This window comes from Paenibacillus tritici (genome assembly GCF_013204885.1).
Classification (GTDB): domain Bacteria; phylum Bacillota; class Bacilli; order Paenibacillales; family Paenibacillaceae; genus Paenibacillus_AQ; species Paenibacillus_AQ tritici.
Map to the genome: position 1 here is coordinate 379,401 of NZ_JABMKX010000006.1, position 15,178 is coordinate 394,578.

13 protein-coding genes are annotated in these 15,178 nt (G+C 53.6%); 7 read left to right on the forward strand and 6 right to left on the reverse strand.

The genetic code is table 11. The annotated features are described in order from the left end of the window. The first annotated feature begins 3 nt into the window (after positions 1-3). The gene (locus HQN87_RS13355) at positions 4-468 is read left to right on the forward strand and encodes a hypothetical protein (RefSeq protein WP_173133616.1); all 465 of its coding nucleotides are present in this window, start codon (positions 4-6) and stop codon (positions 466-468) included. A gap of 103 nt (positions 469-571) precedes the next feature. Here HQN87_RS13355 and HQN87_RS13360 read toward each other — a convergent pair whose 3' ends face one another. The 3 genes from HQN87_RS13360 to HQN87_RS13370 all read right to left on the reverse strand — a co-directional run bounded on the left by HQN87_RS13360 (position 572) and on the right by HQN87_RS13370 (position 5,871). Next, the gene (locus HQN87_RS13360; RefSeq protein ID WP_254075476.1) at positions 572-1,876 is read right to left on the reverse strand and encodes a DNA glycosylase AlkZ-like family protein; all 1,305 of its coding nucleotides are present in this window, start codon (positions 1,874-1,876) and stop codon (positions 572-574) included. Between the two features lie 130 nt (positions 1,877-2,006). Beyond that, positions 2,007-4,100 carry an ABC transporter ATP-binding protein gene (locus tag HQN87_RS13365; protein ID WP_301953176.1) on the reverse strand — a complete coding sequence of 698 codons (2,094 nt, stop codon included), beginning with the start codon at positions 4,098-4,100 and terminating at the stop codon, positions 2,007-2,009. A gap of 22 nt (positions 4,101-4,122) precedes the next feature. Then, on the reverse strand, positions 4,123-5,871 hold the full coding sequence (locus HQN87_RS13370; RefSeq protein WP_173133622.1) for an ABC transporter ATP-binding protein: 1,749 nt from the start codon (positions 5,869-5,871) through the stop codon (positions 4,123-4,125). 509 nt (positions 5,872-6,380) lie between these two features. Here HQN87_RS13370 and HQN87_RS13375 point away from each other — a divergent pair. Beyond that, positions 6,381-6,683, forward strand: coding sequence for a HesB/YadR/YfhF family protein (locus tag HQN87_RS13375; protein ID WP_173133625.1), 303 nt, complete (start codon positions 6,381-6,383; stop codon positions 6,681-6,683). 130 nt (positions 6,684-6,813) lie between these two features. Here HQN87_RS13375 and HQN87_RS13380 read toward each other — a convergent pair whose 3' ends face one another. Continuing rightward, positions 6,814-7,329, reverse strand: coding sequence for an ADP-heptose synthase (locus HQN87_RS13380; RefSeq protein WP_173133628.1), 516 nt, complete (start codon positions 7,327-7,329; stop codon positions 6,814-6,816). Between the two features lie 217 nt (positions 7,330-7,546). Here HQN87_RS13380 and HQN87_RS13385 point away from each other — a divergent pair, with 217 nt between their 5' ends. Continuing rightward, the gene (locus HQN87_RS13385) at positions 7,547-9,295 is read left to right on the forward strand and encodes an ABC transporter ATP-binding protein (protein ID WP_367272715.1); all 1,749 of its coding nucleotides are present in this window, start codon (positions 7,547-7,549) and stop codon (positions 9,293-9,295) included. Between the two features lie 422 nt (positions 9,296-9,717). On the opposite strand, the gene HQN87_RS13390 is transcribed toward HQN87_RS13385, so the two are convergent. Together HQN87_RS13390 and HQN87_RS13395 are read right to left on the reverse strand one after the other, a co-directional pair. Further along, on the reverse strand, positions 9,718-10,161 hold the full coding sequence (locus HQN87_RS13390) for a DUF441 domain-containing protein (protein WP_173133631.1): 444 nt from the start codon (positions 10,159-10,161) through the stop codon (positions 9,718-9,720). Between the two features lie 20 nt (positions 10,162-10,181). Next, positions 10,182-11,165, reverse strand: a complete 984-nt coding sequence (locus HQN87_RS13395; protein WP_173133634.1) for a YpdA family putative bacillithiol disulfide reductase — start codon at positions 11,163-11,165, stop codon at positions 10,182-10,184. A gap of 213 nt (positions 11,166-11,378) precedes the next feature. Between HQN87_RS13395 and HQN87_RS13400 the strand changes: the two genes are divergently transcribed. From HQN87_RS13400 to rsgA, 4 genes are all read left to right on the forward strand, one after another. After that, entirely contained in the window at positions 11,379-11,975 is a 597-nt protein-coding gene (locus tag HQN87_RS13400) for a DUF2087 domain-containing protein (RefSeq protein WP_173133637.1), read from the forward strand. Positions 11,976-12,095: 120 nt separating this feature from the next. After that, complete coding sequence (locus tag HQN87_RS13405) at positions 12,096-12,554, forward strand: DUF3939 domain-containing protein (RefSeq protein ID WP_173133640.1); 459 nt, start codon at positions 12,096-12,098, stop codon at positions 12,552-12,554. 156 nt (positions 12,555-12,710) lie between these two features. Beyond that, positions 12,711-13,382 (forward strand): HAD family hydrolase, encoded by a 672-nt coding sequence (locus HQN87_RS13410; protein ID WP_173133643.1) that lies wholly within the window; start codon positions 12,711-12,713, stop codon positions 13,380-13,382. A 486-nt stretch (positions 13,383-13,868) separates the two neighbouring features. Then, a complete protein-coding gene (rsgA, locus tag HQN87_RS13415) occupies positions 13,869-14,957 on the forward strand; it encodes a ribosome small subunit-dependent GTPase A (protein WP_173133654.1) in 1,089 nt (362 codons plus the stop codon). Positions 14,958-15,178 lie beyond the last annotated feature (221 nt).

Below are 15,178 nucleotides of genomic sequence, written 5' to 3' on the forward strand. Positions count from 1 at the left end.
ACGATGAAGGATACACAACTACCGGAGAGTGAACAATCCAAAGAGCTATTTGCTTATTTCGGGCTGGCCGTCTATTATTGCCAGGCGCTGGAACAGCAATTGACGAATCTGCTGCTGCTGACGAAGCTGTCGCAGGGCAAGATGCCAACAGATGCCGAAATCGCGGAACTATACCAACGTAAGCTTAGCAATTCACTCGGCCAACTCATCAAAGAAATCCAGCATCACTTCCCATTCTCTGAGGAAGAGACTAGCCAGTTACAGGCCGTATGGAAAGAACGCAATCATATTGTCCATGATTATTTCAAGGAGCGGATACAAGAGACCTTCACACCGGCAGGAAGAGCCCATATGATCCGTGAATTGAAACGCTTCAAGAACAAGGCGAGCAGACTGGAGATCAAGCTGCAGGGTTATTGTACGGAGATGTACAGCAAGCTGGGACTTGAAGAAGAGCAAATGCAATAAGAGCAAATCTAGTGAAAGATCAGAGCTAATAGCTTCCGTTACTTAAGAGACTCCCTTCCCGCAGATGCCTTGCGGTGAAGGGAGTCTCTTAACGCCTGTGTATTCACGGGGAAGCGGACAGCGCAGACTCCAGCTCCTGAAGCCCGCACGAGTGGACGACATCCGGCGCGAACCGGATACCGGATGCTCCGGTTGAACGTTGCAGGGAGGAGAAGGCTTGTCTCAGCGCAGGAAGCATTCCGCGCTCAAGCGCTTCTCCGGCTTCCCACCACCAGCGGGCGATGGTAAGGATTCCTGTCTTCTTATTCATCACCGGTTCCAGCCGCCCGATGAAGCGGTCGCCGTACAGGAGAGGAAGAACATAATATCCATATTCCCGCTCCAGCACCGGCTTATAGACTTCCCAGCGGTAATGAAAGCCGAACAGCTGGCGGATCAGCTCTCTGTCCCACAGCAGATTATCGAGCGGGGCAAGTGCCGCAGCGAAGGCAGCCGCTTGCGGATCACGGGCCTGTGGCCCGGACGGGGATTCGTCTGTACCCGCAGTGTCTTCCTCCAATAATAACGATTCAAGCTGTGGAGCATCTGCTGTGCGGATATACAGCGGGAGCTTGATATCCTCAATCCGCACCTCCCGGAGCTTATCCTTCAGCAGGAGGCGCTGCACGGCAGCCGTCCGCTCCTTGCTCTTCAGGCCGGTAATGCCGAGCCAGCCGTCCCCGGACCGGTTCCATTGCAGGCCGATGCTGCCAATCCGGCGAAGTACATACCAGTCATGATACTGGTCCGTCGTTACGTTGGGATCGTCAGTATGAAGCAGTTCCGGGGGCAGCAGCTTGGTCGTGTAGTCGTAATACCGGCGGGTATGCACCCGGTGATGGATGGATAACTCTCCCCGGAAATACATGCTCTCCATGGCAGCCCGGGAGAGTCTTGCCGGAGCCCAGGACCAGTCGATCTTCTCTTTGCTCGCAAGATCCAGCGAGGAGAGCGGCCCGCGTGCATCCAGCTCTTCGCGGACATGGGTAATCATAGCGGCCATAGCTTCATTGTTCTGATGCCGGAGCGCTGCCGCTTCCCGGAGCCGATGGAAATACGGCCAGTCTTCTGTACAGTAGATCGACATGTTCTTATCCCAGCCGTCAATCAGCAGTCTGTCCTTATAGAGCAGTTCAGAGGCCATCACCGGTGTGAAGCCGGGAATTCTGGCCTGCAGGACAAGCTCATGATTATGACCGGCTATGCTGAGCGGATCATACTGGATACAGCCCACATGACGGACGAAATCATAGATACTACTCTTGCCCTCCGGCAATCCACCCGCTACCAGGCGCTGATGGCGAAGGAGGAACAGCCGGGCTTGCCGCTTGCTGAGACTGTAGGTAATCATATCCGTCACCTCATCCATAATTATGTATTGTTCCTATTATACAGAACGAATGTTCTGATATCAAGCGAACAACACCCCCTGACGCAACATCGCATCAGGGGGTGTTGTACATACAAGTGACCGGCGGCAGAGGCTGCCCGCCAGGAGGTTAAATCTGCTCCAGCGAAGGCCGGAGTCCGGCAGCAGCATTAGCGGATACAGGGGCAGAGACGGGCTCTGTTGAGCCGTTCCCGGCACCGGCACCGAGTTGAAGCTGGTACATGCGGAAGTATCTGCCGCCCAGCGCCATCAGCTCATCATGGCTACCGCGTTCGACAATCTGGCCCCGGTGGAGCACCAGGATCTGATCCGCACTGCGGATCGTCGACAGGCGGTGGGCAATGATGAAGGTGGTCCGGCCTTTTTTCAGCACCTCCAGCGCCTGCTGGATCACGCTCTCTGTCTCGGTATCAATATTGGATGTGGCCTCATCCAGAATCAGGATGGCCGGATCGAAGGACAACGCTCTGGCGAACGAGATCAGCTGCCGCTGCCCGGCGGACAGGGTGCTTCCCTTCTCAATGACCGGTTCATCGAAGCCTTGCGGCAGATGGGCCAGTAATTTATCGGCTCCTACCTCGCGCAGAGCACGTTCGACGCGCTCACGGGAGATCCGTTCATCCCCCAGACTGACATTGGAGGCAATGGTTCCGGTGAAGAGGTAAGGGTCCTGCAGTACGATGCCCATATGACTGCGCAGCCACTGCTTCGGCAGATCTGTGACCTCCTGACCGTCAATCGTGATGCTTCCGCGCTGCGGGTCATAGAACCGGAACAGCAGATTAATGATGGAGCTTTTGCCTGAGCCGGTATGACCGACAAGGGCGACGGTTTCGCCCGGACGCGCCTCGAAGGAGATATCGCGCAGGACGAAGTCTTTTTTATAGGCAAAGGAGACATCCTTGAATACGACATTTCCCTTGTAACGCGGCATCGAACCATCGGTGACCGGCTCTCCCGGCTCATCCATAAGCGTGAACACACGGCCTGCGGAGACCATCGAGCTGTCCAGATTCGCAAGCTGGTTGACCATACCTGTGATGGGCTGGAACATCCGTCCCAGGACATCGACGAAGGCATAGAGTACGCCAAGCGATACGAAGGTGGAGCCATCCAGACTGCCGAAGCCGAAATACCAGAGCACCAGCACGAAGGATAGACTGCGCAGGGAATTCACCAGATTGTGCGAGGTGAAGGCATTCAGGTTCAGCATTTTGTTCTGATATTTCAGATAATCATCATTCAATTGTTCGAATTCAGCGCTGCTCTGCTTCTGGCGGCGAAAAATCCGGATAATGGACATGCCCTGGATGGATTCGTTGATAATAGCGTTGATCTCACTTAGGCGTGAACGGATGATGGTATTGTATTTGGTTGCTATCTTGCGGTAGAGCACAATCCAGAGAATAATAATCGGCACGATGAACAGGCTGACCAGCCCCAGCTTCACATCCAGCAGGAACAGGGCCACATAGACACCGGCGATATTGATAATCCCTGTAGCGAAGTTGGATAACACGGCAATGAACAGGTCCTTGACCGCTTCCGTATCGTTGGTTACCCGGGAGACTACCTTGCCGGCGGGCAGATTATCGAAGAAATAGACCGGCAGGCGCTGGATATGGGCGTATACATCGGTCCGCAGCTTACGGATGACCTGATTGGCGGACGATTGCAGCCAGTAGGTTTTGCCGAATTCCGCAATGATGGAGATGACCAGGAACATGGCGTATAGCGCCACTAGTTCATAGATTCCGGGCAGCTCGGGCTTATAAAAGGAGAACAGATCATCGGCCGACAGTCTGACGGCCGGATAGACCGTGGTCTGCTCCCCGTATTTGATCTGGAGCTTCCCGTCCGCGAAGCTCCGCTCACCTTCGGCCTGCGGGACAGCTTCATTGATGAAATAGAAGCTTCTGCCTGCCTGAAGCAGGCGGACTTCCTGGCCCTTGGCTTCCGTAGGTTCGAAGCGGTCACCGCGTTTGTAGTAAGTGTTGTTATATTCAGCAGCTTCCTCCGGGGAGGCGGTCTGGAAATAAGGCTTCTCAATCGCCAGCAGGTGATTGTCGATCATGCTCTTGGCGATAAAAGGCCCTGCCAGCTCGGCCGCTACCCCGATGGTGAGGAGCAGAAGGGCTGCGATGAAGGTCTTTTTGGCGGTCAGTGCATATTGCAGCAGACGTTTGCCTGTACTCTGTGTCAACGGTGACACCTCCTGTGTATGGTTATTCATTCGTCAGGTTATTCTCCACCTGCTGGCGGTCGAACTGCTCGCGGTACCAGCCGTTCAGTTCCAGCAGCTCCTGGTGCGTACCCTGCTCTGTAATATGCCCGCCTTCGAGCACAACGATCAGATCAGCATGTTCGATCGCCGAGAGGCGGTGGGTGGAGATGAGCGTGGTTTTGCCGCTGCGCTCTTCGCGGATGTTCTCGATGATCTTCGCTTCGGTCCGCGCATCCACGGCAGACAAGGCATCATCGAGAATCAGAATATCGGGATTGGCGATGAAGGCTCTGGATATGGATACCCGCTGCTTCTGACCTCCGGAGAGGGATACGCCGCGTTCTCCAACCATTGTATCCAGCCCGTCGGACAAGGTGACGAGGTCATCCTGGAAGGCTGCGGCGGTAATTGCCTGCATGATACGCTCATCGCTCGCGCCGGCATGGCCGAACTGGATGTTCTCACGCACCGATTTGGAGAACAGAATCTGCTCCTGCGGTACATAGCCCATCCAGCTGTGCAGCTGATCCAGGGCAATCTGGCTGATCGGTACACCGGAGATCAGAATCTCGCCGGTACCAGCCGGATATTCATGAAGTAGTTGCTTCAGCAGCGTCGATTTGCCGCTGCCGGTCCGTCCGACCACGCCAAGGGTCTGGCCTTGGGACAGGGATAAGCTGACTCCGCTCAGATTGTCGATGGTAGAGGTCGGGTAACGGAAGGTTACATCTTTCAGTTCAATGGATGTTGGATTCGCCACGGCAACCGGATGAGCGGCATCCTTAACATCCGGTTTCGCATGCAGCGTCTCGTCGATCCGCTCAAGCGACGCACCGCCGCGCTGCATAATATTAATCAGCTCACCGATGGCGAACATCGGCCAGACGATCATCCCGAGATACATATTGAAGGAGACCAGATCCCCAAGAGTGATTTGATTGCGGAATACAAGGAAGATTCCGTAAGTCAATGCGATAATGTAGCTGAGGCCCACGCAGAAGCGGATGGTCGGCTCGAAGAAAGCATCGACCCGGGCTACAGCCATATTCTTGCGGTACACATCCTCAGTAATGTCAGAGAAGCGCTTCTCGTCATGCCGTTCCTGCACATAGGCACGGATCACGCGGATACCGGATACCGATTCCAGCACCTGGTCGTTCATGTCGCCGAAGGCGTCCTGTGCCAGACTGTACCGGTCATGAATAGCTTTGCCGTAGAAGACCATGGCGATTGCAATCAGCGGAAGCGGGATGACGGCGGCCAGCGTCAGCTTCCAGCTGACCAGGAAGCCCATGGCGAACAGTACAACCGTGAGATACACGGTCGAATCGACCAGGGTAAGCATCCCGAAGCCCACAGTGGCGGATACCGCGCGGATATCATTGGTGGCGCGGGCCATCAGATCGCCGGTACGGTTACGCTCGAAGAAGGCGGGGGTCATGGTCATGAGATGATTCATGAAGCGCGAGCGCAGCAGACGCTCCACCAGATTCGATCCCCCAAACAGCTTGTGCATCCATATGTAGGTGATCCAATAAATAATCAGCAGCATAAGTACGATCATACCGATATATTTCATTAGTGAGCCTGCTGTGATAGCACCGCTGACAATATCGTCAATAGCGTTGCCCAGGAGGCGTGGAGGCAGCAGTTCCAGCACACCTACCACAATAAGGAGAATAAGGCCGATAGCATAGCGCCTTTTTTCCCGGCGGAAGAACCAGCCGAGGTTGCGAAGTACAGAGAACAAGGGAAATCCCTTCCTTTCGTGTTGAGAATAGTGGTTGGCCGGCTTGATTAACGGAACATTCTGGGTTATAAGGCAGCGGATCGCTCTCTCCAAGCATGCAAAAAAGCGTACCATCCGAAAACGGATGATACGCCTGTAATTACGACTATCATGTCCACGGTGCTTATAGGCAGCACAGAGACATGTAAGAGATACGTTTAGCCTGTTCTCATACGGCACGCATAACACGCATGATGATCAGGAATTCTCCACTGCCAGGGCTGCTTCGGTATTCAGTTGAGTGTTGTTTCCAACAATAGTGGCGAGGTATACCATATCCATGTTAAACACCGAGATCACCCTTTCTTAGTTTTGGTAATAACTTGAAGACGTTTCGTTATGTTCAGAGTTTATCATCACACTTTAAGAATTGTCAAATGTATTTTTGAACAATCTGCGAAAAAAGCAGGCGATTTGGTGAATTGAAGTTTTTTGAGTATGATGGGAGTATACGGGAGGAGTGGAGAGAGATGAACATGTTAATTAGCCCTGAAGCAGCCGCCTGGTTCAAGCGGGAACTGAGCCTCCAGGATGGAGCGCATATCCGTTTGTTCCCCCGGTATAGCTCGGGCGGCGGACTGCATCCCGGCTTCTCGCTGGGAATCGCAACCGAACAGCCGGGACGACCCGCCGTTCAGTTTGAACAGGGCGGCTTAATTTTCTACATGGAAGAGCAGGATTTGTGGTATATGGAGGGGTACAGCCTGTCCATTGTCTATGTAGAAGCTGAGGATGATATTGAATATAAGTACGAGCCCGTGCCGGTGGCATAAGGGACATAGCTGGAGGGCAGATCCCGGCACTGCCGGGATTCGCCGCTTGAAGCCCTTGCCGTGAGGCAAGGGCTTTTACATGGAGACAGGGCACCGGGGTAAGATGCTGCCTGATTAACCATATGGGGCATTAGTGGGAGCTGCGGAAGGTCTCTTCCTCCATGGCGAATTCGAAATCATCAATGTCATACACCTGAACCGGCACACCGCCTTCGATAATGCGCTGGATCAGCTCGAACTGGTCGGTCAGAATCGGCACCTTCTCACGCTGGGAGGCCAGCAGCAGCTCTGTCTCAATCGGATCGAACGCTTCCCCGTAGGAGGCATTGTCGATGCTGTTGATGATGGTAATCTGCGCGTGTCCGCCCAGGAGAATGCCGGAGCTTTTGGCCCAGGGAATATTCAGGCAGCGATTGATCTTCTTGGCATTCAGCGGCTCCTCGAAATAATTGATCAGCTCGCGGATTCTGAGTCTTACATGCTGGTCATCGTTCGCCTGGCTCATTACCGGCTCATCACTGTCCCGCAGCTCGTAGAGCTCCATAATTGTCGTATAAGGCACTATATATTCTACAGGGCTCCGCGGGACGAGAAGCTGGCCGTAAATCGCCATCATGACGGCTTCCGTCACAAATTGTCTGGGCATCATTATCCTCCTGAATTTCGGTACTGCAATCGTGACTAGATCATACAAATGGAAACGGAGGAGCCATCCTTAGAGGGAAGGGTTCCGTTTCAGCGGGAAATAGAAGGAGAAGTCTTTAGGTTCAGCCAGTAGATCCTTATATTTTATAAAAACACTGCAGAGCGCAAATGTCAACTGTGCCCTGATGAAGAATGAATTGGAAAGGACCTGACATCCTGTGAAACAATGGAAATCCTATTATACGTTCGTACGGCCTTATATGAAATGGATTGTGCTTACGCTGATTATCGGAATGATTAAGTTCAGCATCCCGCTGACGCTGCCGATGATTCTGAAATATGTGGTGGATGAGCTGCTGGGCAATCCTGCGCTGTCCATGGCGGAGCGGGTATCGAAGCTGATGACGGTGATCGGCGGCGCTCTGATTCTGTTCGTGATTATCCGCGGGCCGGTTGAGTATTACCGCCAGTATTTTGCCCAGCTCATTACGAGCAAGGTCCTCTTCGATATGCGCAACAAGCTCTACGGGCATCTGCAACGGCTGTCGCTGCGCTATTACCAGAATACGAAGGTAGGCGAGGCCATATCCAGATTCATTAACGATGTGGAGCAGTCGAAGAATCTGGTTGAAGTCGGAATGATGAACGTCTGGCTGGATATGTTCACCCTGCTGTTCGCGCTTGGCTTCATGCTCTATCTGAATCCGGTGCTGACGCTGGTGGCTATTGCGATTCTGCCGCTCTATGGCATTGCCGTGAATACGCTGTACAAACGCCTCAAGGTGCTGACTAAAGACCGGTCCCAGGCACTTGCGGTGATTCAGGGCTACCTGCATGAACGGATTCAGGGGATTGCGGTCATCCGCAGCTTCACGATGGAACGGGTGGACCAGCAGCAGTTCGAGGACATCAACGGGAGGTTCCTGGAAAAAGCGCTGGCGCAGACGCGCTGGAACGCCTTCACCTTCGCCATTATCAACACCCTGACCGATATTGCGCCGCTGCTGGTCATCGGATATGGGGGATATCAGGTCATCCAGGGGAATCTGACCCTCGGTACCTTCGTGGCCTTCTTCGGGTATTTGGACCGGATGTATGCGCCGCTGCGCCGTCTGATCAATTCATCGACTGTTCTGACCCAAGCCTCCGCATCGCTTGAACGTGTCATGGAGCTGCTGAATGAACCGTATGATATTGTCGATGCACCAGGAGCCAAGCCGCTGCTGAAGGCTGCCGGAGAGATCGAATTCCGCAAGGTATGGTTCAAATATAATGATGAGAACGAGTGGGTGCTGCGGGATATTAATCTCAGTATTGCTCCCGGGCAGACGGTGGCTCTGGTCGGGATGAGTGGAGGCGGCAAATCTTCGCTGATCAGCCTGATCCCGCGCTTCTATGACATCAATGAAGGCAGTCTGCGCATGGACGGTCAGGATATCCGCGGGCTGACCCAGGAGAGCCTGCGGCGGACGGTGGGGATGGTACTCCAGGATAATTTCCTGTTCAGCGGCTCCGTACGCGACAATATCCTGTTCGGTAACCCGGAAGCGAAAGAGGAGGATATCGTCAAGGCTGCTATCTCCGCCAATGCCCATGACTTCATCATGCAGCTGCCGGAAGGCTATGATACCGAGGTGGGGGAACGTGGAGTGAAGCTGTCCGGGGGACAGAAGCAGAGAGTAGCGATTGCCCGTGTATTCCTCAAGGACCCCAAGGTGCTGATTCTGGATGAAGCGACTTCGGCGCTCGATCTGGAATCCGAGCATCTGATCCAGCAGGCACTGCAGGCGCTCTCTTCCGAGCGGACGACCCTGATTGTGGCTCACCGGCTGTCTACAATTACCCATGCCGATCAGATTGTTGTCCTGGAGAATGGTGAGATCAGCGAACGCGGAACCCATGAGGAGCTGATGGGGCTGGAAGGAAGTTATGCCCGGCTGTTCAACGTCCAGCGGCTGGATGGGTAAGGGGCGGTCCGGGTAAAAATCAACGGGGGCGGTGGATAAACTCCCCTGAGGCTGGTACGAAGGTACTTGGGCGAAATGTATGCGGAAAACCGAATACATTCTGCTGGTATGAAGGTAATCGGGCGAATGTATGCGGAAAACCGAACACAATGTGGTGGTGCGAAGATACTTGGGCAAATGTATGTGGAAAAACGAACATAATGTGCTGGTACGAAGATACTTGGGCGAATGTATGCGGAAAACCGAATACAACATGCAGGCGCTAAGGTCATTGGGCCCTATGTATGGGAAAAACAAAACAAAGGGTAGCCCCAAGAAGCCATTTCACGGCTTCTGGGGCTACTCTATTTTTCTCTGGAATGAATGCCGTCCTTTAAGAGGACGACGAAGCTGTTTCTACTTGCTGAGGGACCGGCCCTCCCTTACATCCGGCCGATCAGCAGCGACAGGATTCCGGCGGCAATCAGCGGTCCGACCGGAACGCCTTTGAACAGGGCCACGCCGAGCACGGTTCCAATGAGCAGTCCGGCCACAATGGTCGGCTGGCTGCCCATGAGCGCCGCTCCGCGTCCGCCCAGATAAGCGACGAGTACGCCGACACCGATGGCGGCCAGCGATTTCCAGTGCAGGAACGATTGTCCGATCGTCTGGAGGGAGATTTTCCCGCTGGCGAGCGGCGTCATCACTCCGACAGTTAGGACGATGATGCCGACGGTAAGGCCGTATTTCTCCAGCCAGGGAAAAGCCTGCTGAAGCCCCAGGACCCTAATCAGCAGCAGCACAACCATGGCGATGGTAATCGGAGAATTGCTGCTGATAATCCCGAGTGCTGCCAGACCCAGCAGTAATAACGAGGTTATATCCATAGCTTGGATACACTCCTTCTCTAAGTAAGCCTTGTACTCACAATATGGTCGGCGATCAGCTTGCCGTGTCCCCGTCCGCTCTCGATGAATACCTCGTTGGCGTTCCGCCCGGAAGCGATGACTCCGGCGACATAGATGCCGGGAATATTGCTCTCCATCGTTGCGGGGTTGAAGGCCGGTTTGTCCAGGGAGTCATCCATCCGAACACCGGCAGAGGACAACAGCGCTCTGCTGGGACGGAAGCCGGTCATGGCCAGGACGAAGTCGTTGTCGAGAACGCTTGTATCCCCGCTGCTTGACGTAACGACAACAGAGGCCGGAGTGATCTCCGTTACCCGTGACTCCAGATGCAGCGTAATATTCCCTTTTTGCACCATACTCTCGAAGATCGGACGCACCCAGGGCTTGATATTCTCCGAGATACTGCCTCCCCGGTAGACCATATCCACCTTGGCTCCTACCCGCAGCAGCTCCAGAGCGGCATCCACTGCTGAATTACTGCCGCCGATGACAGCAACCTTCATACCGGAATAAGGGTGGGCTTCGCCAAAATAGTGGGTGACCTTGGACAGCTCTTCGCCGGGAATCCCGATCATATTCGGCTGGTCGAAGTAACCGGTAGAGATCACGACGTTCGCAGCCCTGTGCTGCTGCTCCTCCCCGCGTTTGTTGACCGTATGTACGATGAAGCTGCCATCCTCCTGCTTCAGAACGGACAGCGCTTCTTCATAAGCGGCGATATTGAGCTGATGCTGCGCGGCGGCGCGGCGGTAATAGACAAGCGCTTCATGGCGGTAGGGCTTGTCATTCGGAGAGGTGAAGGGCACATCTCCGATCTCGAGCAGCGGGGTGGTGCTGAAGAACTGCATGTTGGTCGGATACAAATAAATGGAGTGGACGATGAAGTTCTTCTCGATAATCAGGCTGGACAGCCCTTGGCGCTGGCATTCGATGGCTGCCGACAGTCCGCAGGGACCGGCGCCGATAATAATAACGTCTTTCATAATAGCTATGTCCTCCCAAGTGAGTATTCTATTCAGTAAATGGTACCTTATATTTTAGTTTTTTGCCATGGCCGGCGGATTCCGCAAATTGGTGATTGATCAATTATCCCTACGGGTATATAATTAGATATATATCTAAACTATTGAATTCAGCAGGATCTGGTATTCTCCCATAGACTGCGTTAATGAATATTCTGAGGAGCGTGTTACCGCTTGCAATTAGACAAAATCGTCGCCTACCACAAAGCCTTGTCCGATCCGACCCGTATGCGGATCCTTCTGCTGCTGTCCCGGGGCGAAGTTCATGGACATGCGCTGGCCGAGAAGCTGAATCTCTCACAGCCCACTGTGACCCATCATGCTGCCAAGCTGCGCGAAGCCGCGCTGATCCTGGAGCGCAGAGACAAGAACACGGTATATTTCAAGCTGAATCCCGAATTTATTCAAGCAGGCTCTGAAGCCTCGCTGAAATTTATTTTTGCCAAGGGGGTGGAGGAGATGGAAGAAGAGTCGCCTGAACACAGCCTGAAGGAATCTGTCCTCCGTAATTTTTTTGCCAAAGACGGACGATTGCGGCAGATTCCCGCACAATACAAGAAGAAATTAATCGCGCTGCAATATATGGTGGAGAAGCTGGAGCCCGGTGTAGTGTATTCGGAGAAGGAGATCAACGAGTTCATTAAGCCGTTCCATGATGATTATGCTACGATCCGCCGGGAGTTCATTATGCATCAGTTCATGTACCGGGAGAACGAGCGCTATGAACTGAATCCGCCGGAACTATGGACCCGCTGGGAAAATGTCAAATAATGATCTAATAAATGGGGATTTTTTATGACAAGTGTGAAACTGCTGATTAATTGTTTGAATAACGAATAAAATGGAATTGTAAGCGTTATCTGACATATGCTTCGAAAGGAGACATTCAGTATGATATTCAAACGTGCCAAGAAAAAGTTGCCGCCCGTTCATCTCACCGTAACGTTGCCCCAGATCAAGCAGGCTGTCAGGCAATTTGAAGAAGATATGCCCGCTCCCATTAACCGTACGGCGTTAATCCTGGAGGATAAAAGTATTGACCTGAACCGGCTCAAACGATATTTAGGCGGGGTTCCGCAGCAGAAATTCTATATGTCCAGTGAGACTTATGAAATTTTTGAAGAATCTGACAAGCTGGTGCCCTACTACCTTGATATGGTTCAGTCGGCCGTAGACAATTATATCAGTGACACCGGCAAGCTGCCGCTGCTCGAAGATGCCTGGCTGCCTGAGGTACATTACCGGCTGCTGTCCACCGAGCGGTACCTGAAGGAAACACCGCCGTTCCCGCTCTATATTACGGACGAGGAAATGATGCTGACGCATCGCGCCGAGCATTTTGAATCCTGAAGAACGAAGCGTACCTGACCGGATAAGCAAGGCCATTCTACGGAAGGAGAGGTTACTCTTCCCGGCGGAATGGTCTTTTCATTGCTCCCCGGAGCGTAGTACAATAAGCATCTGATGTTATCACCGCAGAATTGGATACATAAGGGGAGCATACGAATGAGAGAAGTACAGGCATTGCTGTTCGACCTGGACAACACGCTGATGGACCGTGACCAGACCTTCCGCAGCTTCAGTACGAAGTTTGTGTCGGATTTCCTGGGACATCTGAGTAAGGAGCAGGCTGCGCGGGTGGTAGAGGATATGATCGTTAGGGATGCCGACGGGTACCGTGACAAGGATGGATTCTTCGCGGAGCTTAGTGAGGTTCTCCCTTGGGATAAGGCCTTGACCGCTGCAGAGATTCGTGACTATTACGACGAGACCTATCTCGCCCATGGGGCGATGATGAAGCATGCCGTGCAGACCCTGGAGTATTGCCGTGACCGGGGATATCCGCTGGGACTTGTAACGAACGGCAGCACCGACATTCAATATGGCAAAATCGATCTGCTCGGCCTGCGCGGCTATTTCCGCACGATTGTCATTTCGGGCGAAGTCGGAATCAGTAAGCCGGACCCGAGGATCTACCAGTTAGCCCTGGACCGTCTGGGGTCAACCGCTGAACAGACCTTATTCATCGGGGATCATCCGGTGAATGATATCCGGGGAGCGGCGGAGAGCGGGATGGATACCATCTGGCTGAAGCGTAACCATCCTTGGGATGAATCACTGAACGTGAAGCCTATTGCCATTATTCAGGAGCTGGATGAGCTTCGGGGGATTCTATAAAATTCAAGGCACGCTGTTGACAAACGGCAGCCGGGCCGTATATTATAACAGCATATTAGTTCGGAAGGAGACGATGTCAAATGGCAGTTTATACAAGCATTGCAGGATTGGTTGCGACTGTTGTGGATACGTGTCTTCCGGGAACAGCGGCTGTGGAGTAAGATATCCCAGCTTAGCAGGTAAGCTCTATGTTGCTTTTTAGAGCCGCCGGGAACCGTATTCGGTTCCGGCGGCTTTTTTGCGTGTGCAGATGTGCATCACGCACAGGTCCCTGAGTTAGCTCTCTCTTGGCGGAGGAAGCTAACTCAGCTACCTGGAATGACTCTGCCCAGCGGATGGTTCTTTGCTGTACAGCAAAGGCCGGTCCGCCTCAGAGTCTGCTGCCGCCGGAATCCTTGGTTCCGGCGGTTTTTGGTGTGCCATGAAGAGCGATACCGCCCGGAGATACATGGATGTGCATCACAATAACCTACTCAGGAGGAAGATATGAATATTGAACAATATGGCTGGAATGAAGAATGGAACAGCAAATGGACAGAGAAGCTGAAGCAGGACGACAGGGAGCTGGAGCCGGGCAGAATCGCCGGTGATTTCGGCAGCAGGTACCGGGTAATCAGCGGCAGAGGGGAGATCTGGGGAGAGCTGTCAGGGAAGTTCCGGCATTCGCTCACCGGTTCCGGTGACTATCCGGCGGTAGGGGACTGGGTGGTCCTGGCCATGCAGGACGAAGGGACGCATGCCGTAATCCATGGAATTCTTCCCCGACGCAGCGTGATCTCGCGCAAGGTGGCAGGTCAGACCCAAGAGGAGCAAATCGTAGCTTCCAATGTCGATACCTTATTCCTGGTCAGTGCGCTGAATGATGATTTCAATGTACGGCGCATGGAGCGTTACCTGATTATGGCCTGGAACAGCGGGGCGAACCCGGTCATTCTGCTGACGAAGGCGGACCTGTGTACCGATGCCGAAGAGAAAATGGCCGAGATGGAGAGAGCGGCTCCCGGCGTCCCTGTACATGTGGTCAGCGCGTTGTTGCGCGACGGGCGGGAAGCACTGCAGCCTTATCTCGGCAGCGGGCAGACGGTAGCCCTGACCGGTTCATCCGGCTGCGGCAAATCCACGATGGTCAACTGGCTTAGCGGCCGGAACCTGCAGCTTACCCAGGATGTGCGGGAAGGAGACAGCCGTGGACGTCATACGACCACACACCGCGAGCTGTTTGTGCTCCCGGACGGCGGCATTATCGTCGATACGCCGGGAATGCGTGAGTTGCAGCTGTGGGAGGATGAAGGCGGACTGGACCTGGCGTTCGGGGAGATCAGCACGCTGGCGGCAGACTGCCGCTTCAGTGATTGCAGCCATACCCGGGAGGAAGGCTGCGCGGTGCTTGCGGCTGTTGCCAGCGGTACGCTGGAGGAGAAGCGGCTGCTGAATTACCGCAAGACGCAGAAGGAGTTACAGTTCCAGAACAGCAAGGAAGTGAAGCAGAAACGCAAGACGGTGGCTGCCGCCTCCAAAAGTAAGCCGCCCCGCTCCAAAGGAAACAGCTGGCAGCGGGTATTAGACGAATATTGAACGGGATAAAATCCCGGAAGGCTGGAAGTATGGATGGATGTGAGGATGGTTGGATGGTTGGTTGTGTGGATAACATCCTGAATAGTAGTTGGAATAACGTTAAGCCTGTTGATTACCTATATTCTGGTAATTAAATCAATAGCATGGGCTAAATAAATCTTCCACTCCACAGGTAGCCTTTGCAGCGTAAATAACCGATCAAACTCGGCGAACGTTAATCT

Bases quoted from the DNA above. Each gene is read 5' to 3' on its own strand.
- HQN87_RS13355 (WP_173133616.1), top strand. From the start codon at position 4: ATGAAGGATACACAACTACCGGAGAGTGAACAATCCAAAGAGCTATTT.
- HQN87_RS13360 (WP_254075476.1), bottom strand. From the start codon at position 1,876: ATGGATGAGGTGACGGATATGATTACCTACAGTCTCAGCAAGCGGCAA.
- HQN87_RS13375 (WP_173133625.1), top strand. From the start codon at position 6,381: ATGAACATGTTAATTAGCCCTGAAGCAGCCGCCTGGTTCAAGCGGGAA.
- HQN87_RS13380 (WP_173133628.1), bottom strand. From the start codon at position 7,329: ATGCCCAGACAATTTGTGACGGAAGCCGTCATGATGGCGATTTACGGC.
- HQN87_RS13390 (WP_173133631.1), bottom strand. From the start codon at position 10,161: ATGGATATAACCTCGTTATTACTGCTGGGTCTGGCAGCACTCGGGATT.
- HQN87_RS13395 (WP_173133634.1), bottom strand. From the start codon at position 11,165: ATGAAAGACGTTATTATTATCGGCGCCGGTCCCTGCGGACTGTCGGCA.
- HQN87_RS13405 (WP_173133640.1), top strand. From the start codon at position 12,096: ATGATATTCAAACGTGCCAAGAAAAAGTTGCCGCCCGTTCATCTCACC.
- HQN87_RS13410 (WP_173133643.1), top strand. From the start codon at position 12,711: ATGAGAGAAGTACAGGCATTGCTGTTCGACCTGGACAACACGCTGATG.
- rsgA (WP_173133654.1), top strand. From the start codon at position 13,869: ATGAATATTGAACAATATGGCTGGAATGAAGAATGGAACAGCAAATGG.